We start from the raw sequence: 19315 nt of genomic DNA, 5'->3' as shown, positions 1-19315 counted from the left end.
GCGCGGCAAGTAGATCCACGCCATGCGTGGATGGTGTTCTGCCCGGATCGCGTACCTGCCTCTGGCCTCCCAGAATTCCTGCTGCTCTAATGCGTATCGTTTTTCTGGAGATACCGCATGATCTACCGCGGCTGGGGCTTCATGACGCTGGTGACGCCGATCGCAGGCATCCTGTTGCTGGCGTATTTCTTCCCGCACGACGGCCCCAAGGGCAACATTCCGCTGCAGCAGGTGCTGCTGGGGGGTGGCATCGGTGCGGCAGTGAACATGCTGCTGGGCCTGTGGCTGAACCGTGTGCCCCGGCAGAAGGGTGAGGCCGCGCGCCATCATTTCTTCTTCGTGCCGATGCAGTGGGCTGCGCTGATTCTCGTGGCTGTGTGCGTGGTGATCGCGCTGCTGCGCTGACACGTCGCCCTGGAGAGCGCCAACCAAGGTTGGCGACTACCGGGCATGCCGCTGCTTTGGTAGATGCCAACCTTGGTTGGCATGGATTCAAAAGCAGCAAAGAAAAAGGCCCCGGATCGCTCCGGGGCCTTTCTCGTTTCAACTTACCGCCGGATCAACGATCCGGGCGGTGGGCGGATTCCGCATCACGCTGGCGGCCGAGGAATTCCTTCGACGGTTCATCCAGCTTGTCGCCCAGCATGCGCCGCACGACCACGAAGAACACCGGGATCATCAACAGGCCGAGCAGGGTGGCGAACAGCATGCCGCCGATCACGCCGGTGCCGATGGCGTGGCGGGAGTTGGCGCCGGCGCCGGTGGAGATCGCCATCGGGATGACGCCCATGATGAACGCGAAGGACGTCATCAGGATCGGGCGGAAGCGCAGGCGCGCCGCTTCGATGGTGGCATCGCGCAGGGTCTTGCCCGCCGCACGCTGCTCCACCGCGAACTCCACGATCAGGATCGCGTTCTTCGCGGCCAGGCCGATCACCGTGATCAGGCCGATCTTGAAGAACAGGTCGTTCGGCAGGCCACGCATCATCGACAGGGCGAGTGCACCCAGCACGCCGAGCGGTACCACCAGCAGCACCGCCACCGGGATCGACCAGCTTTCATACAGCGCGGCCAGGCACAGGAACACCACCACGATGGACAGCACCAGCAGCAGCGTCGCGGCGTTGCCGGCCAGGATTTCCTGGTAGGACAGGCCGGACCAGTCGTAGCCGAAGCCCGCCGGCAGGTCGTCGTTGACGATGCCTTCCATGGTCTGCATCGCTTCACCCGAGCTGGTACCCGGTGCCTGCGAACCGACGATGTTGATCGCCGAGTAGCCGTTGTAGCGGCTCAGCGACGGCGGTGCCGAGACCCATTCGGACTTGACCACCGTGCTCAACGGGATCATCGCGTTGGTGCCATCGGTATTGGTGGTCAGGCTGGACGGGCTGTAGAAGCTCTTCAGCGATTCCTGGCCGGTGCGGTACGGACCATCGGCCTGCATGGTCACGCGCTTGATGCGGCCTTCGTAGAAGAAGTCGTTGACGTACACCGGGGCCAGCATCAGCTGGATGGTGCTGTACACGTCCGACACCGACATGCCCATCGACTGCGCCTGCACGCGGTCCACGTGCAGCTGCAGCTGCGGGGCGTTTTCCAGGCCGTTGGGGCGCACACCAACCAGATGGTCCGGCTTCTGCGCGGCCTGGCCGAGCAGGATGTTGCGGGCCTGGGTCAGCTGCTCGTAACCGGCACCACTACGGTCCTGCAACCACATGTCGAAGCCACCGAACTGGCCAAGGCCCTGCACGGTCGGCAGGTTGACCACGAAGATCTGCGCTTCCTTGATGCCGTAGAACGCGCCGTTCATGTTCTGGATGAATTCCGGAGCAGTGAACTTGCGCTCTTCCCACGGCTTCAGGCGGATGAAGCCCATGCCCACGTTCTCGCCGGAACCGACGAAGCTGAAGCCGGCCACCTGCAGCATGCCTTCATAGCCATCCTGCTTTTCCAGGATGCCGCGCATCTGTGCGAACGCTTCGTTGGTCTGGCTCTTGGTCGAGCCTGGCGGCAACTGCACGATCGCCAGTGCATAGCCCTGGTCTTCTTCCGGCAGGAAGCTGCCCGGCATGCGGGTGAACAGGAAGCCGCACAGCGCGGTCAGCACCACGAACAGGATCATCCAGCGCGGTGCATGGCGCACCGCGGAGGTGATGTGGCCCACATAGGTGTGGCTGATCTTGTCGTAGTACTTGTTGAAGGTGCGGTAGACGATGTTCGGGTTGTCGTTGTGCGTCGGCTTGAGGAACGTCGCGCACAGCGCCGGGGTGAAGCCCAGTGCCAGGAACGCCGAGAACGCCATCGAGATGGCGATGGTCAGGGCGAACTGCTTGTAGATTTCACCGGCCGCACCGCCCTGCAGGGCCGAGGGGATGAACACCGCCGCCAGCACCACGGTGATCGCCACCACCGCGCCGGTGATCTGGGTCATCGCCTTCTGCGTGGCCGGCTTCGGCGCCAGGCCTTCCTCGGTCATGATGCGTTCGACGTTCTCGATCACCACGATCGCGTCATCGACCACGATGCCGATCGCCAGCACCATCGCGAACAGGGTCAGCTGGTTGATCGTGAAGCCGATCATCCACATGCCCAGGAACGTACCCAGCAGGGCCACCGGGATGACCAGGGTCGGGATCAGGGTGGCGCGGAAGTTCTGCAGGAAGATCAGCATCACCAGGAACACCAGCAACACCGCTTCGAACAGGGTCTTGACCACTTCCTGGATCGAGATCTTGACGAAGGTGGTGCTGTCGTACGGCGAGAACCAGGTGACGCCGGACGGGAAGCTGGGCTGCAGCTCGTCCATCTTGCCGCGCACGGCCTCGGCCACGTTCAGGGCGTTGGCGCCCGGCAGCAGCTGGATCGCGAAGGCGCCGGTCGGCTTGCCGTTGTACTGGGTATCGAAGCCGTAGTTGTTGGCGCCGAAGGCAACGCGGGCGATGTCCTTCAGCAGCACGCGCGAGCCATCAGCATTGGCCCGCAGGATGATGTTCTCGAACTCCTGCGGCGAGCTGAAGCGACCTTCGGCCGACACCGTGGCGGTGAAGTGCTGGCCTTCCGGCGACGGGTCGGAGCCCAGCGCACCGGCGGCGAACTGCACGTTCTGCGCGCGTACCGCCGCCAGTACCTGGCTGGCCGACAGGCCATAGCCCTGCATCTTTTCCGGGTTGAGCCAGATGTTCATGGCGTACTCGGAGCCGAACTGCTGGGTGCTGCCGACGCCGGGGATGCGCGAGACCTGGTCGAGCACGCGCGAGCCGACGATGTCGTTCAGCGCGTCACGGTTGATGGTCGGCGTATCGGACTGCAGCGCCACCACCATCAGGAAGCCGGCGTTGGCCTTGGCCACCACCACGCCCTGCTGGGTGACTTCCGAAGGCAGTCGCGGCGTGGCCAGCGATACCTTGTTCTGCACCTGCACCTGGGCGATGTCCGGATCGGTACCGGTCTCGAAGGTCAGGGTGATCGAGGCGCGGCCGTTGGACGCGGACGAGGAGCTGAAGTACAGCAGGTGATCGATACCGGTCAGCTGCTGCTCGATCACCTGGGTGACCGACTTCTCCGTGGTGTCCGCGCTCGCGCCCGGATAGGTGGCCGAGACGGTCACCTGCGGCGGGGCGATGTTGGGGTAGGACTCTACGCCGAGGTTGAGGATCGCGATCACGCCGCTGAGCGAGATCAGGATCGCCACCACCCAGGCGAAGACTGGATGTTCGATGAAAAATTTAGGCATGACGGAAGGTCCCGTTACTGCTTGTTCGATTCGGTGGCGGCCGGCTCGGCCTGGTCGGCCTGGTCAGTCTTGGCCGGTGCCTTGGCGTCGGCCGGAGCCGTGGCAGGCGCGCCCGGAGCAGCGCCGCCGGCGGCAGGCTTGCCGTTGGCGTCCTGGCCCGGGGTCCACGGCTTGGCCGTGGCCGGCGTACCTTCCTTGACCTTCTGTACGCCGGCGACGACCACCTTGTCACCGGCGGCCAGGCCTTCGCTGACCAGCCAGTTGCCGTTCTGCGCGCCGTCGGTCTTGACGTTCTTGCGGACGACCTTGCCGTCGGCGCCGACCACCATCACATAGCCGCCGGTGGTGTCACGCAGCAGCGCCTGCTGCGGCACCAGATAGGCGTTGTTGCGTTCGCCCAGGTTGGCCTGGAAGCTGACGAAGGCGCCCGGCAGCAGGATCTTCTGCGGGTTCGGCAGCAACGCGCGCAGCGACACCGCGCCGGTAGCCGGGTCGACCGTGGTCGAGGAGAAGTCCAGCGTGCCCGGCTCGCTGTAGGTGCTGCCGTCGGCCAGCTTGACGTTGACCGTGGCCTTGCCGTCGCCGGACAGGGCCAGCGTGCCCTTGGCCTGCTGCGCACGCAGCTGGGTCAGTTCATCCACGCTCAGCGAGAAGTTCACGTATAGCGGGTCGAGCTGGTCCACGGTGGTCAGCAGGGTCACATCGCCCTGGCCGACCAGCGCGCCTTCGGTCACCTGCTGCTTGTTGGCCACGCCGCTGATCGGGGCGGTGACGTTGGTATAGCCCAGGCTGATGCGGCTGCTGGTCACCGAGGCTTCGGCCTGCTTGACTGCGGCCAGCGCGGTGCGCTCGGCCGACTCGGCGTTGTCCAGGTCGGCCTTGGACACGAACTTCTGCGGTGCCAGCGAACGGGCGCGGTCAGCGGCGACCTTGGCGTTGGCGTAGGTCGCGCGGGCCGACGCCAGCTGGGCTTCGGAGGCGCTGAGCGAGGCGCGCAGCGGTGCCGGATCGATCAGGAACAGGGTCTGGCCCTGCTTGACCTCGCTGCCTTCCTGATAGACGCGCTTGAGCAGCACGCCAGGTACGCGGGCGCGCACATCGGCGCTGCGGAACGGCGACAGGCGACCGACCAGCTCGCGCTGCAGCGGCAGGGTCTGCGGCTTGGCGTCGATCACGCCCACCTCCGGCGGTGGGGGCGTCGGCTGTTCCGGCTTCTTGCAGGCAGCTACGGCGACAGCAACGGCGCACGTCAAGGCAAGGGTGCGGAGTGGGGCGGTCATCAGGAGGAACTCCGGGGTTGGTTTGAAGACGGGGCCGGCGAGGGCTGCGGCGCGAACGCGCGCAGGAAGCCATCGACGGAGAACTCTGCCCAGCGCCGACGCAACGCTGCGTCATCACGATGGGGGGTATGGAAGCGCTGTTTGTCGAAATCCTGACCGGCGATCATGCTCAGCAGCAGTTCGGCCATGAAGTGCGGGTCGTCATGCCGCAGCAGACCACGACTGCAAACGGTTTCAATCCATTCAGCAAGATGAAGCGTCAACGCGCCGGCGCCATGCCGGTACAGCGTACGCGCCTCTTCGGGAAACTGTGCTGCATCGGCGGCGATCAGGCGGCAGGCCTGGCCGACGTGGGGCTGGTTGAAGTGCTCCAGGAAGTCGGTGGCGAATTGCAGCAGGCTGCCACGCAGGTCGTCACCGCGGAGTGCACGCAGCATGGCCCCGGTCGCGTGACCGACGTGGCGCTGCATCACCCGCCGCAGCAGGGCCTGCTTGTTGCCGTAGCGCGAGTACAGGGTCTGCTTCGAGCAGCCAGCATGCTGGGCGACCGCGTCCATGCTCATCTGCATGCCCTGTTGAGCAAGCAGTTCGCGCACGGCATCGAACACGCGCTCATCACGCGCGTCGAGGGCGACAGGAAGGTAGGCCGGATTCACGCGGTGGACTATACCGTCCAGTTCAGGATTGTGGAATCGCGCCGATGTTGCCGCATGTGTCTTCCGGTAACACGTTTTGCCGATCCTGTCGGCAACGCTGTGCGAGCGCGATGCCCATACCGGTGCGAACTGAATAGGGCGTCTAAACCGCAGCAAACCCGAATCTGGTTATTCCGTCCTGCAGCAAGGCCTTTTCGTGCGGTAGGGCTACAATTTCATTTTCCCAACTGAGCAAGCGCGCCGCTCTGCCATGAAACCGCAAAAAACCGCAGCCAAGACCGTGAAAAACAAAAGCAAACCAGTTGAGTCGGAGGTCGCAGTGACCGCTGGTTTCTCCCTGGAGCCGGTGTACACGGCCTTGCGCAAGCGTTACCCCGCGGCCGCTCAGGCCGAGGCAGTGGCATTCGCCTCCAGCTTCTACAAGCGCATGGAGGCCGACGAGTTCCCCCATCACAGCGCTGAGGAATGGGCCGCGCTTGCTGCCGAAACGCTGGAATTCGCCCGCGCCCGCAAGGCCGGCAAGGCCAACGTCCGCGTCTTCAACCCGACGGTGAAGGCCAACGGTTGGGAATCGCCGCACACCGTGCTGCAGATCATCAACGACGACATGCCGTTCCTGGTCGACACTGTGACCATGTCGCTGGCCGAGCATGGCGTTGGCGTGCATGTACTGGGCCACCCGGTGCTGCATTTCACCCGTGACAAGGCCGGCAAGCTGACCAAGGTCGGCGAGGGCCAGCTGGAATCGGTGATGCTGCTGGAGATCGACCGCCAGCCGGCCGAAGCCATGGCGGACATCGAGCAGGCCATCAACAAGGCGCTGGATGAAGTGCGCGCCATCGTGCGTGACTGGCAGCCGATGCAGGACAAGGCGCTGGCGCTGGCCGACGACCTTGGCAGCCGCCAGCTGCCGGTCGACGCTGCCTCGCGCAAGGAAGCACAGGAATTCCTGCGCTGGGCCGCCGACAACCACTTCACCTTCTTCGGCTACCGCGAGTACCGCGTCGAGAAGCAGGGCAAGGAAGACGTGCTGGCGCCGCTGAACGATACCGGCCTGGGCCTGATGCGCGGCAAGGACAAGTCGGCCGCACGTCCGGTCAAGACCCTGGCCGCCCAGGGCCTGAACACCACGTCCGGGCTGAAGGACGCGTTGATCCTGACCAAGACCAATGCCCGTTCGCGCGTGCACCGCGCCGGCTACATGGACTACATCGGCGTGCTGGAATTCGACGCCAAGGGCAAGATCATCGGCGAACAGCGCTTCCTTGGCCTGTTCACCTCCAGCGCCTACAACCGCCGCCCGTGGGAAATCCCGCTGGTGCGTCAGCGCTACGAACACGTGATGAAGCAGTCCGGCCTGGCTGGCTCCAGCCATAGCGGCAAGGCCCTGCGCCACATCCTGGAAACCCTGCCGCGCGAAGAACTGTTCCAGTCCAGCGAGGACGAACTGTTCCGCACCGCGATGGGCGTGCTGGGCCTGCAGGAGCGTGTGCGCAGCCGGCTGTTCCTGCGTCGCGACAAGTACAGCCGTTTCATTTCCGCGCTGGTCTACCTGCCGCGCGAGCGTTTCAACACCGACGTGCGCCTGCGCATCGAAGCGATGCTCAAGGACGCGCTGCACGGCGAGTACGTGGACAGCTCGGTGGTGCTGGGTGAATCGCCGTTGGCCCAGGTGCACCTGATCGTGCGCCCGAAGCCGGGCGAAATGCTCGACGTCGATACCGCCGAACTGGAGCAGAAGCTGGCCCAGGTGCTGCGCAACTGGCAGGACGATCTGCGCGAAGCGCTGGTCACCCGCCACGGCGAAGCTGAAGGCCTGCGCATCGCTGCGCGTATCGGCAAGGCGCTGCCGGCTGGCTACATCGAAGACAACAGCACCGCCGTTGCCGCCAACGATGTCAGCCAGCTCGATGCGCTGACCGGCCCGGATGACCTGCGTCTGAGCCTGCAGGCCGTGCCGCGCGAATCCGGCGATGGCCTGCGCCTGAAGCTGTACCGCCAGCTGGATGACATCCCGCTGTCGGACGCGCTGCCGATGATGGAAAACATGGGCCTGCGCGTGATCGCCGAGCGTCCGTACCGCCTGTCGGTGGACAACGCGCCGGTGTACGTGCAGGACTTCGAGGTCGAATCGACCGCTGGTGCGATCGACGCCGCCAGCGTCGATGAAGCCTTCGGCGAGACCTTTGCCCGCGTGTGGCACGGCGACGCCGAGAACGATGGCTTCAACCGCCTGGTGCTGGCGGCCGGCCTGCACTGGCGCCAGGTCGCCATGCTGCGCGGCTACTGCAAGTACCTGCTGCAGACCGGCGTGCCGTTCTCGCAGGCGTACGTGGAAGGTACCTTCACCCGCTACCCGCTGCTGGCACGCCTGCTGGTCGAATTGTTCGAAGCCCGCTTCGATCCGGCCACCGGTCATGAAAGCAAGGAAGACATCGCCACCGGCCAGGCGCAGCTGAAGGCCCACCTCGATGTGCTGGCTGCCGGCGACGAGGCCACCCTGAAGGTGCTCAAGACCGTGGTCGACGCCCGCAAGGGTGACCGCGAGGCGCAGATGCAGGCCGCGCGCGAAGCGCTGCTGAAGCTGATGGACCGCGTGTCGAGCCTGGACGAGGACCGCATCCTGCGTTCCTTCATGGGCGTGATCGATGCGACCCTTCGCACCAGCTACTACCAGACCGATGCCAACGGCCAGCACGGCCATGTCATCAGCTTCAAGTTCGATTCGGCCCTGGTGCCGGACCTGCCCAAGCCGCGTCCGTACCGCGAAATCTTCGTGTACGGCCCGCGCGTGGAAGGTACCCACCTGCGCTTCGGTGCCGTCGCCCGTGGCGGCCTGCGCTGGTCGGATCGTCGCGAAGACTTCCGTACCGAAGTGCTGGGCCTGGTCAAGGCGCAGATGGTCAAGAACACCGTCATCGTGCCGGTCGGCGCGAAGGGCGGCTTCTTCGCCAAGATGCCGCCGGTGAACGGCGATCGCGATGCGATCTTCGCCAACGGCGTGGCCTGCTACAAGCTGTTCATCCAGGGCCTGCTGGACATCACCGACAACATCGTCAACAACAAGATCGTGCCGCCGGTGGACGTGGTCCGCCACGACATGGACGATCCGTACCTGGTGGTGGCTGCCGACAAGGGCACCGCGACCTTCTCCGACATCGCCAACGGCCTGGCCATCGCGCACGGCTTCTGGATGGGCGATGCGTTCGCCTCCGGCGGTTCGGTCGGTTACGACCACAAGGGCATGGGCATCACCGCGCGCGGCGCATGGGAGTCGGTCAAGCGCCACTTCCGTGCACTGGGCCGTGACAGCCAGACCCAGGACTTCACCGCGGTCGGCGTCGGCGACATGTCCGGCGACGTGTTCGGCAACGGCATGCTGTTGTCGCGCCACATCCGCCTGGTCGCTGCGTTCGACCACCGCCACATCTTCCTGGACCCGAACCCGGATGCAGCGACCACGTTCGTCGAACGTGAGCGTCTGTTCACCGTGCCGCGTTCGAGCTGGGCGGACTACGACGCCAAGCTGATCAGCAAGGGCGGCGGCGTGTATCCGCGCAGCCTGAAGTCGATCGAGATCACCCCGCAGGTGCGTGAGGTGCTGGGCCTGGACGAGAGCGTCAAGGCGCTGTCGCCGAATGACCTGATGAGCGCGATCCTGAAGGCACCGGTCGATCTGCTGTGGAACGGCGGCATCGGTACCTACGTCAAGGCCGCCAGCGAGCAGCACAGCGATGTCGGCGACCGCGCCAACAACGCCCTGCGCGTGAACGGTGGCGAGCTGCGCTGCAAGGTGGTGGGCGAGGGCGGCAACCTGGGCATGACCCAGCTGGGCCGCATCGAAGCCGCCCAGGCCGGCGTGCTGCTCAACACCGACTTCATCGACAACTCGGCCGGTGTGGATACCTCCGACCATGAAGTCAACATCAAGATCCTGCTCAATGATGTGGTGCGGGCCAAGAAGCTGACCGTCGAGCAGCGCAACAAGCTGCTGGCGTCGATGACCGACGAAGTCGCTGCGCTGGTGCTCAACGACAACTACCGCCAGAACCAGGCGCTGAGCCTGATGGAGCGGATGGCGGTCAAGCGTCTGGGTTCCAAGCAGCACTTCATCCGTACGCTGGAACAGCAGGGCTTGCTGGATCGCCAGATCGAGTTCCTGCCCTCCGATGCCGAGCTGTCCCAGCGCAAGGCGCGCGGCCAGGGCCTGACCCGTCCGGAACTGTCGGTGCTGCTGTCCTATTCCAAGCTGGTGGCGTTCGCCCAGCTGCTGGATTCGGACATTCCGGAAGATCCGTACCTTTCCAAGGAACTGCAGCGCTACTTCCCGACCCCGCTGCAGAAGAAGTACGCCGACGCGATGGAGCGTCACCGCCTGAAGCGCGAAATCATCGCCACGGCCGTGACCAACCAGACCATCAACCGCATGGGCGCCACCTTCCTGATGCGCATGCAGGAAGACACCGGCCGCTCCATTGCCGAGGTCGCAAAGGCCTACACCATCAGCCGCGAAACGTTGGATGCCCGCGCGCTGTGGGCGCAGATCGACGCCCTCGACGGCACCCTGCCGGAGTCGGTGCAGATCGATGCGCTGGAAGTGATCTGGAAGCTGCAGCGTTCGTTCGTACGCTGGCTGCTGTCGCGCCCGGGCCCGATGCCGGGCATCACCGAGGCGGTCAACCGCTACCAGGGTCCGTTCAACGACATCCGTGTTGCTTCGGGTGTGCTGCCGGATTCGCAGCGTCCGACCTACGAGGCCCTGGTGGCCGAGTGGAAGGAAAAGGGCCTGCCGTCGGCATTGGCACAGCAGCTGGCCGAACTGCACTTCCTGGAACCGGCGTTCGACATCATCGAACTGGCCCGTACCCGCAAGCTGAAGCCGGTGGATGTCTCCAAGATCCACTTCCGCCTGGGCGACGCCCTGCAGCTGCCGTGGCTGTTCGAGCAGATCGACGCGCTGGAGGTCAACGGCCGCTGGCACGCGGTGGCACGTGGCGTGCTGCGCGACGAACTGGCGGCACACCACCGCAGCCTGGCTGGCCAGGTGCTGGCCACCAAGGGCAGCACCGCTGAAGCCAAGGTGGCTGCATGGATCGGTCGTGACGACAGCAGCCTGCGCTTCACCCTGGCGATGCTGGCAGAACTGGCCGAGCAGAAGACCCTGGACTACCCGACCGTCTCGGTCGCGGTCCAGCGCCTGGGTCAGCTGGCTGCCCACGGCGCGTAAGTGAAGTAGTGCCAGGCCATGCCTGGCATGCGTGAACCGGAACGGCCCCGCGAAAGCGGGGCCGTTCTGTTTCTGCCCTTGACCTTTGCGACCACCTGACCCGACGCCGGCCGTGAACCTGCCAGGTGGATGACCGGCATATCCGCCGGGACCGTGAGCGCCATGGATGGCGCGATCGAGCCCCCATGGATGGGTTTACGGCGTGTCCCGGCGGATATGCCGGTCATCCGCCACGCGGGGTCCATCCCCCGGCGCTCGGTTATGCTCTCCACCACGCCTTCCCCCGGATCCACCGATGAGCGACACCCCCCGCATCGCTTTCCTGGCCAGTACCACCGAACCTGCGCAGATGGCCCGCGCAGCGATGGTCTCGCGCTATGGCGACCACGCGCCCGACCAGGCCGACGTGCTGTGTCCGCTCGGTGGCGATGGCTTCATGCTGCAGACCCTGCATCGTCACGGACACCTGGGCAAACCGGTATTCGGGATGAAGCTGGGCACGGTGGGTTTCCTGATGAACCAGTACCGCGGCGACGACGACGTGCATGCGCGTATCGCCCGCGCCGAGCCGGCCCACCTGCGGCCGCTGGAAATGGTGGCGCTGACCGAATCGGGCACCACCACCGGGTCGCTGGCCTACAACGACGTCTCGCTGCTGCGCCAGACCCGGCAGGCGGCGCATATCGGCATCGACCTCAATGGCCAGGAGCGGGTGGGCGAACTGATCGGCGATGGCGTGCTGGTGGCCACGCCGGCCGGAAGCACCGCCTACAACTACTCGGCGCATGGACCGGTGCTGCCGCTGGGCTCGCACACCATCGCCCTGACGCCGCTGGCCCCGTATCGCCCGCGGCGCTGGCGCGGCGCCATCCTCAAGGCCGACACCGAAGTGCGCTTCCGCGTGCTCGATCCCTACAAGCGTCCGGTCAGCGTCACCGCCGATTCGCACGAGACCCGTGATGTGGTCGAAGTGACGATCCGCGAGTCGCGCGAGCACCGGGTGACCCTGCTGTTCGACCCGGAGCACAACCTGGAAGACCGGATCCTGAGCGAACAGTTCGTTTTTTGACGACAATAGGCGGCCGGCCCTGCCGACCGCTTGAAGGACCCCACCGATGGGCGACAACTCCCCCCGTTTGCTGACCGTCGCGGTGACCTCGCGTGCGCTGTTCGACCTGGAAGAAAGCCATGCGCTGTTCGAGAGCGATGGCGTGGCCGCCTATGCCGAGTACCAGCGCCAGCACGAGGACGACATCCTCGGGCCGGGCGTGGCCTTCCCGGTGGTGCGCAAACTGCTGGCGCTGAACCAGGGCGCCAGCCCCGAGAACCCGCGCGTGGAAGTGATCCTGCTGTCGCGCAACTCGGCCGATACCGGCCTGCGCATCTTCAATTCCATCCAGCACTACGGGCTGGGCATCATCCGCGCGACCTTCACCGCCGGTGAGCCGACGTGGCCGTACGTGAAGCCGTTCGGCACCGACCTGTTCCTGTCGGCCAACCCGGAATCGGTGCGCAGCGCGCTGCGCCATGGCATCGCCGCGGCGACCATCCTGCCCAAGCCACCGGGCGAGACTGCCGCCGCTGCCGCCGACCAGATCGACATCACCCGCCCGGCCGGGCAGCTGCGCATCGCCTTCGATGGTGATGCGGTGATCTTCGGCGATGAGAGCGAGCGCATCTCGCGCGAGCAGGGCGTGGAAGCCTTCGGCCGGCACGAACGCGAACGTGCACGCGAGCCACTCAGTGGCGGTCCGTTTCGCGGTTTCCTCTCGGCGCTGCACACGTTGCAGGAAGTATTCCCGGCTGGCGACAGCGCGCCCATCCGCACGGCGCTGGTGACCGCGCGTTCTGCGCCGGCGCATGAGCGGGTGATCCGCACCCTGCGCGAATGGGGCGTGCGCCTGGACGAGGCGCTGTTCCTCGGTGGTCGGCACAAGGGCCCGTTCCTGCAGGCGTTCGGTGCCGATATCTTCTTTGATGATTCGCAGCACAACATCGACAGTGCACGTGAACACGTGGCCGCCGGTCATGTGCCGCATGGTGTCGCCAACGAGGGCTGAAACCATGGCCGGTGGGTGCCAACCGTTGGTTGGCACTGCCATGTATCGGCGCCCACCAAGGTGGGCGTCTACCAGAGCGCCATGCCCCGGTAGTTGCCAACCTTGGTTGGCATCGCGGCGCAGCCGCGCCCACCAAGGTGGGGGTCTATCACAGTGGGGTTACGGGCTTCCCGACATCCCCAGCTGCAGGTCCACCACCTTCCAACGCAGGCCCTGCGGTTCCAGCACCACCTTCAACGGTGGCTGGCCGGGACCGCGATCAACGTCGACCACGAAGCGGTCCAGCGCTTCGAAGTGGTGTTCGGCGTTCTTCAGCGGGCGCGCCGGTTCGGTCGTGCCGAAGGCATCACCACCCTGCAGTTCATTGCGGCCGCGCTTCCACAGCACATGGCCCTGCAGCATTGCGCCGATGCCGGTGGGGGTGACCATGGTTTCCACCGCGGCACCGCCCAGCTGGTCGCCCAACCCATACAGCAGCGCGCCGAAGGGGCTGGCAGCCACCTCGGGGCCGGCCTGGCGCACCAGGTAATCATTGAGCTGGGCGCGCAGGCTGGTACGCACGCGTGGGAAATCCACGTACCGTTCCAGGCGCGCGGTGTCGCGTTGTTCGATGGCCTTGGACAGGCCATGCACGGTCAGGTACGGACCACCGAACCACCAGCCTGCCATCACGACGATCAGCAGAACGAGGATGCCAATGAGCTTCTTCATGGTGCACAGCCTGCCGCAAGTGGGGGCGCCGGTGGTGAACGATGGGTGATGCCAGTGACGGCCCCGGCGCCGGTCAGAACTCCAGATCCAGCGCGGCGCAGAGGTAGTCTACGAACGGGCCCAACCCTGCCAGATCCTTGCCAAGCGTAGACAGCAGGCGCGGGCCGGTCATCGTGGCATCGTCCAGCGAACGCCACATCACCCAGTTGCGATGCTTGAGGTCATCGATGAATTCGAAGTCGGCGGGGAAGCCGCGCGGTGGACGCACCAGCTTCTCGGTCTCTTCGAAGTCGAAGCGCTTGCGCAGCGCCGGTGCATGCGCGGCTGCCTTCCAGCTGCCCGGGTTGTCGAGGATGAAGTGGCGGACGCGGCGCTGGGTTTCCGGTTCGGGATGCCACAGCCCGGCGCCGACGAAGCTCTCGCCCGGTTGCAGGTGCACGTAGAACGAGGGCGCGGCCACTTCGCGGCGGCGTTCATGGAACAGGCGCGCGCCCTGCCAGGTTTTGTACGGCGATTTATCGTTGGAGAAACGCGCGTCACGGTGGATGCGGAACAACGAACCGCCCACGCCACGGGTGTCTGCGCGGAAGTGTCCGCTCACTTCGGTCAGCGCCGGTTGCAGGTCACCCAGCAGGCGCAGGAACGGCTGCCGCACGTGGTCTTCGTACTGCTGGCGATGGTCGTTGAACCAGGTCTTGTCGTTGTGCAGCGCCAGGCTGCGCAGGAACTTGAAACTGGCATCGGAGAAATAGGTGCTCACAGGTCCTCCTGCAGGTGCTGGCCCCAGTCACGCAGCGATTGCAGCAGCGTGGCGCGGCGAACGTCGTCGGGTGCTTCGGCCGCCAGCGCATCAAGCTGCTGCTGGTACTGGGCCAGGTTGAGTTCGCCCAGGCTTTCCTCGCCGAACAGGCGCTGGCGGCGATAGGCCTTCCAGCGCTCGCGTTCTTCCGGAGCGAGGCTGCCGGGATGATTGCGGGCGCGATAGCGGAACAACAGCTCGGGCAGGCGCGGGTCGCGGAAGCGGCCTTCCAGTGCAGCCAACTGTTCCGGTGGCGTGGTCCGTGCCAGTGCCAGCAACGGCTTGTCGCCAGCACCGAGGAAGCCGTCGTACAGCGAAGCGTCCACGTCGGACACGCTCGCTGCGCGCGGCTGGTTGTAGACCTGGCGCGCCTTCTCGGCAAGCTGCGGTGCGAACGCGCGCAGTCGTTCGGCCTTGGCTTCGATCGCTGCCACGTCCAGCCCGAGTCGTGCGTGGTCATCGGCGCGCAGGTGGTTCCAGGCCACCAACGCCGGCACCTTGTTCAGGTGCACTTCCTTCAACGGCACCCGGGCTACGCCTTCGGGCAGCTCGCTGGCACGCAGGTACAGGCGCTGGGCGATCACCTCGGCAGGCAGTTCCAGCAGGTCGTCGATGTCGCCATCGAGGTCGAACACGATCACCCGGTTGTTGATGGTCGGATGTACCGCCAGCGGCAACACCGGCGCCGCGCACAGGCGGCTGGCCGGGTAACGCATCGAGATATGCAGCACCGGCTTCAGCGCGGTGATGTCGAGCAGGCTGCCGACGAAACGCTTGTCGCGCAGCTTCAATGCGTAGTCCCACAACCGCGGCTGCGACTGCTTGAACAGGCGCGCCATGCCGATCGTCGCGCGCACGTCCGACAGTGCTTCGTGCGCATCGCCCTCGCGCACGCCATTGGCCTCGGCCAGGTGTTCGAGTTTGAACGACGTGGCGCCGTCTTCGCGCTTGGGCCAGTGGATGCCCTCCGGACGGATGGCATGCATCAGCCGCAGCATGTCCAGCAGGTCCCAGCGCGAATTGCCATTGCGCCACTCGCGCTCGTACGGGTCATGGAAGTTGCGGAACAGACCGTAGCGGATGAACTCGTCGTCGAAGCGCAGGGTGTTGTAGCCCAGCGCGCAGGTGCCGGGACGCGAAAGCTGCTCGTTGATGCGATCGAATGCTTCGGCTTCGCTGATGCCTTCGGCCAGCGCCTGCTGCGGGGTGATGCCGGTGACCATCGTTGCCATCGGCGAGGGCAGCAGATCATCGGCCGGGCGCACGAAGAAGCTGACCGGCGTGTCGATCTCGTTGAGATCGCTGTCGGTGCGGATCGCCGCGTACTGGGCGATGCGGGTACGGCGCGGATCCTGACCGAAGGTTTCCAGGTCGTAGAACAGGAAGCTGTCGGCCATCAGTGCGCGCCCTCCAGCACCGGCAGCCGCGCATGGATCTGCGCCTCCAGTGCGTTCCAGTCGATGTTGTCCAGCGTGTCGTGGCCAGCGGTGGCGGTGATCAGCATCTCGCGCTGGATGTCGGTGCGGCGCAGTGCCTCGGCATAGGGCGTGTGCAGGAAGGTCACCATCGTGTAGTGCGGGACGAAGTGCGTTGGCCAGCGCCGCTGCAGCTCCTGTTCCAGCTCACGCTGCAGCAGGAAGGCCGGATCGGCCACCCGGTCGCGCATCTCCAGATAGTTCTCCAGCGCCATCTGCTGGATCGCACGCGCGTTCGGTTTGCGCTCGGCTTCGAACGCGGCGAAGGCGCTCTGCAGGTCGTCCGCCTCCACCAGATGGCGGGCCAGTGCCACGCAGTCCTCGAACGCACAGTTCATGCCCTGGCCGTGGAACGGCACCATCGCGTGCGCGGCATCACCGATCAGCACGGCGCGGTCCTGCTGGTGCCAACGCTCCAGGGTGAGCGTACCGAGCAGGCCCGGCGGATGCTGCTCCCAGTCCGTACGCAGGTTGGGAATCAGCGGCAGGGTATCGGCGAACTCACGCGCGAACAGTGCTTCAGCCTGGATGCCGGTGTTGACCGTAGCGAAGCTCGGATCGCCTTGGTTGGGCAGGAACAGGGTGACGGTGAACGTGCCTTCGTGGTTGGGCAGGGCGATGCACATGTAGTGGCCGCGTGGCCAGATGTGCAGCGCATTGCGCTCGATACGGAAGCCGCCATCGTCGGTCGGTGGGATCTCCAGTTCCTTGTAGGAATGGTCGAGGAAGGCAATGTCCTCGCCCAGCGGTTCGCGCCGGTTCATCGCCGCACGCAGCGCCGAGCCTGCGCCATCGGCACCCACCAGCGTATCGAAGCGGATATCGTGCGGACTGTCGTCACGATCATCGATGAAGCGCGCATAGCCAGCATCGAAATCGACCGTATGCAGGCGGCGGTGGAAATGCACCGTGGCACCGGCCTGCTCGGCCAGTTCCAGCAATGTGGTATTGAGGTCGCTGCGATGGATCGACCAGATCACTTCGCTGTCGTCGCGACCGTAGCGCTGCAGCTGCGGCTCGCCTTCGCGTGGATGCACCATGCGCCCGCGCATCATCACCGCGCGTGCCATCACTTCCTCTTCCACGCCGGCCTGGCGCAACGCGTTGCGTCCGCGCTCGGCCAGGGCCAGGTTGATCGAGCGACCACTCTCGTAATCGGCGATGCGCGGATCGCCACGGCGTTCGTACAGGGTAATGCGCCAGCCCTGCCGTGACAGCAGGATGGCCAGCAGGGATCCGGCCAGGCCGGCGCCGACAATGCTCAGCGAGCGGGATGCATGTGCGATCAACGAACTGTCCAGCAGTAGGGGGAGGGCGGCTTACAGGCCGGCCCAGGCTTCCACTTCCTCGACGAAATGGTGCACGTCCAGGTAACGGTTGTAGAGCGGGGTGGGCGAGATGCGGATGACGTCCGGTTCGCGCCAGTCACCCAGCACGCCGATGGCGCGCAGATGTTCGAACAGGGCACGTCCGCGCTCGCGGCCGCCGATCACCCGCAGCGACAGCTGGCAGCCGCGGCGCTCGGGTTCGGCCGGGGTGACGATTTCCAGTAGCTGCGGCAGGCGCGCGCGTACCAGTGCGTCGAGCATGCCGGTCAGCGCCAGCGACTTGCTGCGCAGCGATTCCATGCCGGCACGTTCGAACAGGTCAAGCGATGCACGCAGCGGCGCCAGGCCGAGGATCGGCGGATTGCTCAGCTGCCAGCCCTCGGCGCCAACTGCGGGCTGGAACTGCGGGGCCATCTGGAAGCGGGTGGCTTCGTCATGGCCCCACCAGCCGGCAAAGCGTGGCAGCGTGGTGTCGCGATGATGGCGTTCGTGCACGAAGGCACCGGCCACAGCGCCCGGGCCGCTGTTGAGATACTTGTAGTGGCACCACACGGCGAAGTCCGGGGCGACGTCATGCAGGTGCAGCGGCAGGTTGCCGACCGAGTGCGCCAGGTCGAAGCCGATGCGCGCGCCCTGCAGGCGTGCCGCGCGGGTGATCGCATCCAGGTCGAACGCCTGGCCGCTGCGGTACTGCACGCCAGGCCACAGCACCAGCGCCAGGCGCGGACCGTGCGTGGCGATCGCGCGTTCGATCGCGGCCATCGAGATCGTGCCGTTGGCTTCATCCGGCTGCACTTCCACCAGGCAGTCGGCCGGGTCGAAGCCATGGAAGCGGATCTGTGCTTCCACCGCATGGCGGTCGGTCGGGAACGCGCCGGCTTCCATCAGGATCACCGGGCGTTCGGCCGTGGGCCGGTAGAAGCTGACCATCATCAGGTGCAGGTTCACGCTCAGCGTGTTCATCGCCACCACTTCGCTGGGCAGTGCGCCGACCACGCGCGCCAGCTGCGCGCTGACCAGGCGGTGGTACGACAGCCATTGGGTCGGCCCGGTGAAGTGGCCTTCCACCGCCAGTTCGCCCCACTGCTTCATCACTTCCTGCACCGCCGCCTGCGCGCCGCGCGGTTGCAGGCCCAGCGAGTTGCCGACGAAGTAGGTCTGCTCACCACCACCGTGGCGCGGAATCAGGAATTCCTGCCGCAGCGGCCGCAGCGGATCGGCGGCATCAAGGGCAATGGCGTGGGTGCGGCTGAGCAGGTCGGACATGGTCGGGCAACAGGCTGCAACGGGGCTGCCAGTGTAGCGCCTGGGGCATGATCCGGTGCCTGCCAACCCAGCACCAGCGCCGCATGATGCGGTAGTCGCCAACCTTGGTTGGCGCACGTGCGACCGGGCGCCCACCAAGGTGGGCATCTACCAGTGCGGGAGCGACCGGGCGCCCACCAAGGTGGGCATCTACCAGCGCGGGAGCGACCAAGCGCCCACCAAGGTGGGCATCTACCAGCGCGGGAGCGCTGTCAGGCCGTCGCCGGTGCCGGCAACGGATCCACGTGGCCGCACTCGCTGCAGGTGCGCAGTTCCAGGCTGGCCTGGTAGCGCGCGAATACCTTCGGCAGGTCGGTCTCGATGTTCTGCAGCGTGAAGTACTCTTCGTGCAGCTTGTGGTTGCAGCGCTCGCAATGCCAGATCACGCCGTCGCGCTCATGCGGCAGGCGCTTGCGTTCCACCACCAGGCCGACGCCGCCGGGTGGGCGCCGCGGTGAGTGAGGCACCTTGCCGGGCAGCAGGAAGATTTCGCCGGCGCGGATCGGGATATCGCGCACCGCGCCATCCTCCTGCACCTTCAGCACCATCTCGCCTTCCAGCTGGTAAAACCACTCCGGGCCTTCGTCATAGTGGAAATCGGTGCGGCTGTTTGGCCCGCCGACCACCATCACGATGAAATCGCCGTTGTCGATCATCTTGTTGCCGACCGGCGGCTTCAACAGATGCCGGTTTTCCTCGATCCAGCCCAGCAGATTGATGGGGGAGGCAAGCATGGGGGTG

Annotated in this window: 13 protein-coding genes; 4 read left to right on the top strand and 9 right to left on the bottom strand. The window is 65.8% G+C overall.

The window, feature by feature from the left end; translation table 11 throughout:
- The first annotated feature begins 117 nt into the window (after positions 1–117).
- Positions 118–405 (top strand): hypothetical protein, encoded by a 288-nt coding sequence (locus GIW57_RS19890; protein WP_236512460.1) that lies wholly within the window; start codon positions 118–120, stop codon positions 403–405.
- Between the two features lie 154 nt (positions 406–559).
- Here GIW57_RS19890 and GIW57_RS19885 read toward each other — a convergent pair whose 3' ends face one another.
- Genes GIW57_RS19885 through GIW57_RS19875 form a run of 3 tightly spaced genes read right to left on the bottom strand, consistent with a single transcriptional unit; the run spans position 560 to position 5669 of the window.
- Positions 560–3733 carry a multidrug efflux RND transporter permease subunit gene (locus GIW57_RS19885; protein ID WP_236512458.1) on the bottom strand — a complete coding sequence of 1058 codons (3174 nt, stop codon included), beginning with the start codon at positions 3731–3733 and terminating at the stop codon, positions 560–562.
- A 14-nt stretch (positions 3734–3747) separates the two neighbouring features.
- Positions 3748–5013, bottom strand: a complete 1266-nt coding sequence (locus GIW57_RS19880; protein ID WP_236512456.1) for an efflux RND transporter periplasmic adaptor subunit — start codon at positions 5011–5013, stop codon at positions 3748–3750.
- On the bottom strand, positions 5013–5669 hold the full coding sequence (locus GIW57_RS19875; RefSeq protein WP_025876846.1) for a TetR/AcrR family transcriptional regulator: 657 nt from the start codon (positions 5667–5669) through the stop codon (positions 5013–5015). The genes GIW57_RS19880 and GIW57_RS19875 overlap by 1 nt, the downstream gene beginning before the upstream one ends.
- A 250-nt stretch (positions 5670–5919) precedes the next feature.
- Here GIW57_RS19875 and GIW57_RS19870 point away from each other — a divergent pair, with 250 nt between their 5' ends.
- The 3 genes from GIW57_RS19870 to GIW57_RS19860 all read left to right on the top strand — a co-directional run bounded on the left by GIW57_RS19870 (position 5920) and on the right by GIW57_RS19860 (position 12956).
- Positions 5920–10896: an NAD-glutamate dehydrogenase domain-containing protein gene (locus GIW57_RS19870; protein ID WP_236512454.1), complete on the top strand. Its 4977-nt coding sequence runs from the start codon at positions 5920–5922 to the stop codon at positions 10894–10896.
- Between the two features lie 295 nt (positions 10897–11191).
- Complete coding sequence (locus GIW57_RS19865; protein WP_089236114.1) at positions 11192–11965, top strand: NAD kinase; 774 nt, start codon at positions 11192–11194, stop codon at positions 11963–11965.
- A gap of 46 nt (positions 11966–12011) precedes the next feature.
- The gene (locus GIW57_RS19860) at positions 12012–12956 is read left to right on the top strand and encodes a 5'-nucleotidase (protein WP_033831508.1); all 945 of its coding nucleotides are present in this window, start codon (positions 12012–12014) and stop codon (positions 12954–12956) included.
- 159 nt (positions 12957–13115) lie between these two features.
- On the opposite strand, the gene GIW57_RS19855 is transcribed toward GIW57_RS19860, so the two are convergent.
- The 6 genes from GIW57_RS19855 to GIW57_RS19830 all read right to left on the bottom strand — a co-directional run bounded on the left by GIW57_RS19855 (position 13116) and on the right by GIW57_RS19830 (position 19308).
- On the bottom strand, positions 13116–13667 hold the full coding sequence (locus GIW57_RS19855; protein ID WP_236512452.1) for a DUF2939 domain-containing protein: 552 nt from the start codon (positions 13665–13667) through the stop codon (positions 13116–13118).
- 73 nt (positions 13668–13740) lie between these two features.
- Positions 13741–14427, bottom strand: a complete 687-nt coding sequence (locus tag GIW57_RS19850) for a DUF2461 domain-containing protein (protein WP_089236112.1) — start codon at positions 14425–14427, stop codon at positions 13741–13743.
- On the bottom strand, positions 14424–15863 hold the full coding sequence (sbcB, locus tag GIW57_RS19845) for an exodeoxyribonuclease I (protein WP_236512450.1): 1440 nt from the start codon (positions 15861–15863) through the stop codon (positions 14424–14426). The genes GIW57_RS19850 and sbcB overlap by 4 nt, the downstream gene beginning before the upstream one ends.
- On the bottom strand, positions 15863–17230 hold the full coding sequence (locus tag GIW57_RS19840; protein ID WP_236512448.1) for an NAD(P)/FAD-dependent oxidoreductase: 1368 nt from the start codon (positions 17228–17230) through the stop codon (positions 15863–15865). Before GIW57_RS19840 ends, sbcB begins: the two co-directional genes overlap by 1 nt.
- A 30-nt stretch (positions 17231–17260) precedes the next feature.
- Entirely contained in the window at positions 17261–18535 is a 1275-nt protein-coding gene (kynU, locus tag GIW57_RS19835; RefSeq protein ID WP_236512446.1) for a kynureninase, read from the bottom strand.
- A gap of 251 nt (positions 18536–18786) precedes the next feature.
- Positions 18787–19308, bottom strand: a complete 522-nt coding sequence (locus GIW57_RS19830) for a 3-hydroxyanthranilate 3,4-dioxygenase (protein ID WP_230112634.1) — start codon at positions 19306–19308, stop codon at positions 18787–18789.
- Positions 19309–19315: the final 7 nt, after the last annotated feature.

The sequence above is a fragment of the Stenotrophomonas sp. PA-6-5C genome, assembly GCF_021605635.1.
Lineage (GTDB): Bacteria > Pseudomonadota > Gammaproteobacteria > Xanthomonadales > Xanthomonadaceae > Stenotrophomonas > Stenotrophomonas lactitubi.
The sequence above is the reverse complement of the archived record's forward strand: the minus strand, read 5'-3'. Positions and strand labels throughout refer to the sequence as shown.

Bases quoted from the DNA above. Each gene is read 5' to 3' on its own strand.
- GIW57_RS19890 (WP_236512460.1), top strand. From the start codon at position 118: ATGATCTACCGCGGCTGGGGCTTCATGACGCTGGTGACGCCGATCGCA.
- GIW57_RS19885 (WP_236512458.1), bottom strand. From the start codon at position 3,733: ATGCCTAAATTTTTCATCGAACATCCAGTCTTCGCCTGGGTGGTGGCG.
- GIW57_RS19880 (WP_236512456.1), bottom strand. From the start codon at position 5,013: ATGACCGCCCCACTCCGCACCCTTGCCTTGACGTGCGCCGTTGCTGTC.
- GIW57_RS19870 (WP_236512454.1), top strand. From the start codon at position 5,920: ATGAAACCGCAAAAAACCGCAGCCAAGACCGTGAAAAACAAAAGCAAA.
- GIW57_RS19865 (WP_089236114.1), top strand. From the start codon at position 11,192: ATGAGCGACACCCCCCGCATCGCTTTCCTGGCCAGTACCACCGAACCT.
- GIW57_RS19860 (WP_033831508.1), top strand. From the start codon at position 12,012: ATGGGCGACAACTCCCCCCGTTTGCTGACCGTCGCGGTGACCTCGCGT.
- GIW57_RS19855 (WP_236512452.1), bottom strand. From the start codon at position 13,667: ATGAAGAAGCTCATTGGCATCCTCGTTCTGCTGATCGTCGTGATGGCA.
- sbcB (WP_236512450.1), bottom strand. From the start codon at position 15,863: ATGGCCGACAGCTTCCTGTTCTACGACCTGGAAACCTTCGGTCAGGAT.
- kynU (WP_236512446.1), bottom strand. From the start codon at position 18,535: ATGTCCGACCTGCTCAGCCGCACCCACGCCATTGCCCTTGATGCCGCC.
- GIW57_RS19830 (WP_230112634.1), bottom strand. From the start codon at position 19,308: ATGCTTGCCTCCCCCATCAATCTGCTGGGCTGGATCGAGGAAAACCGG.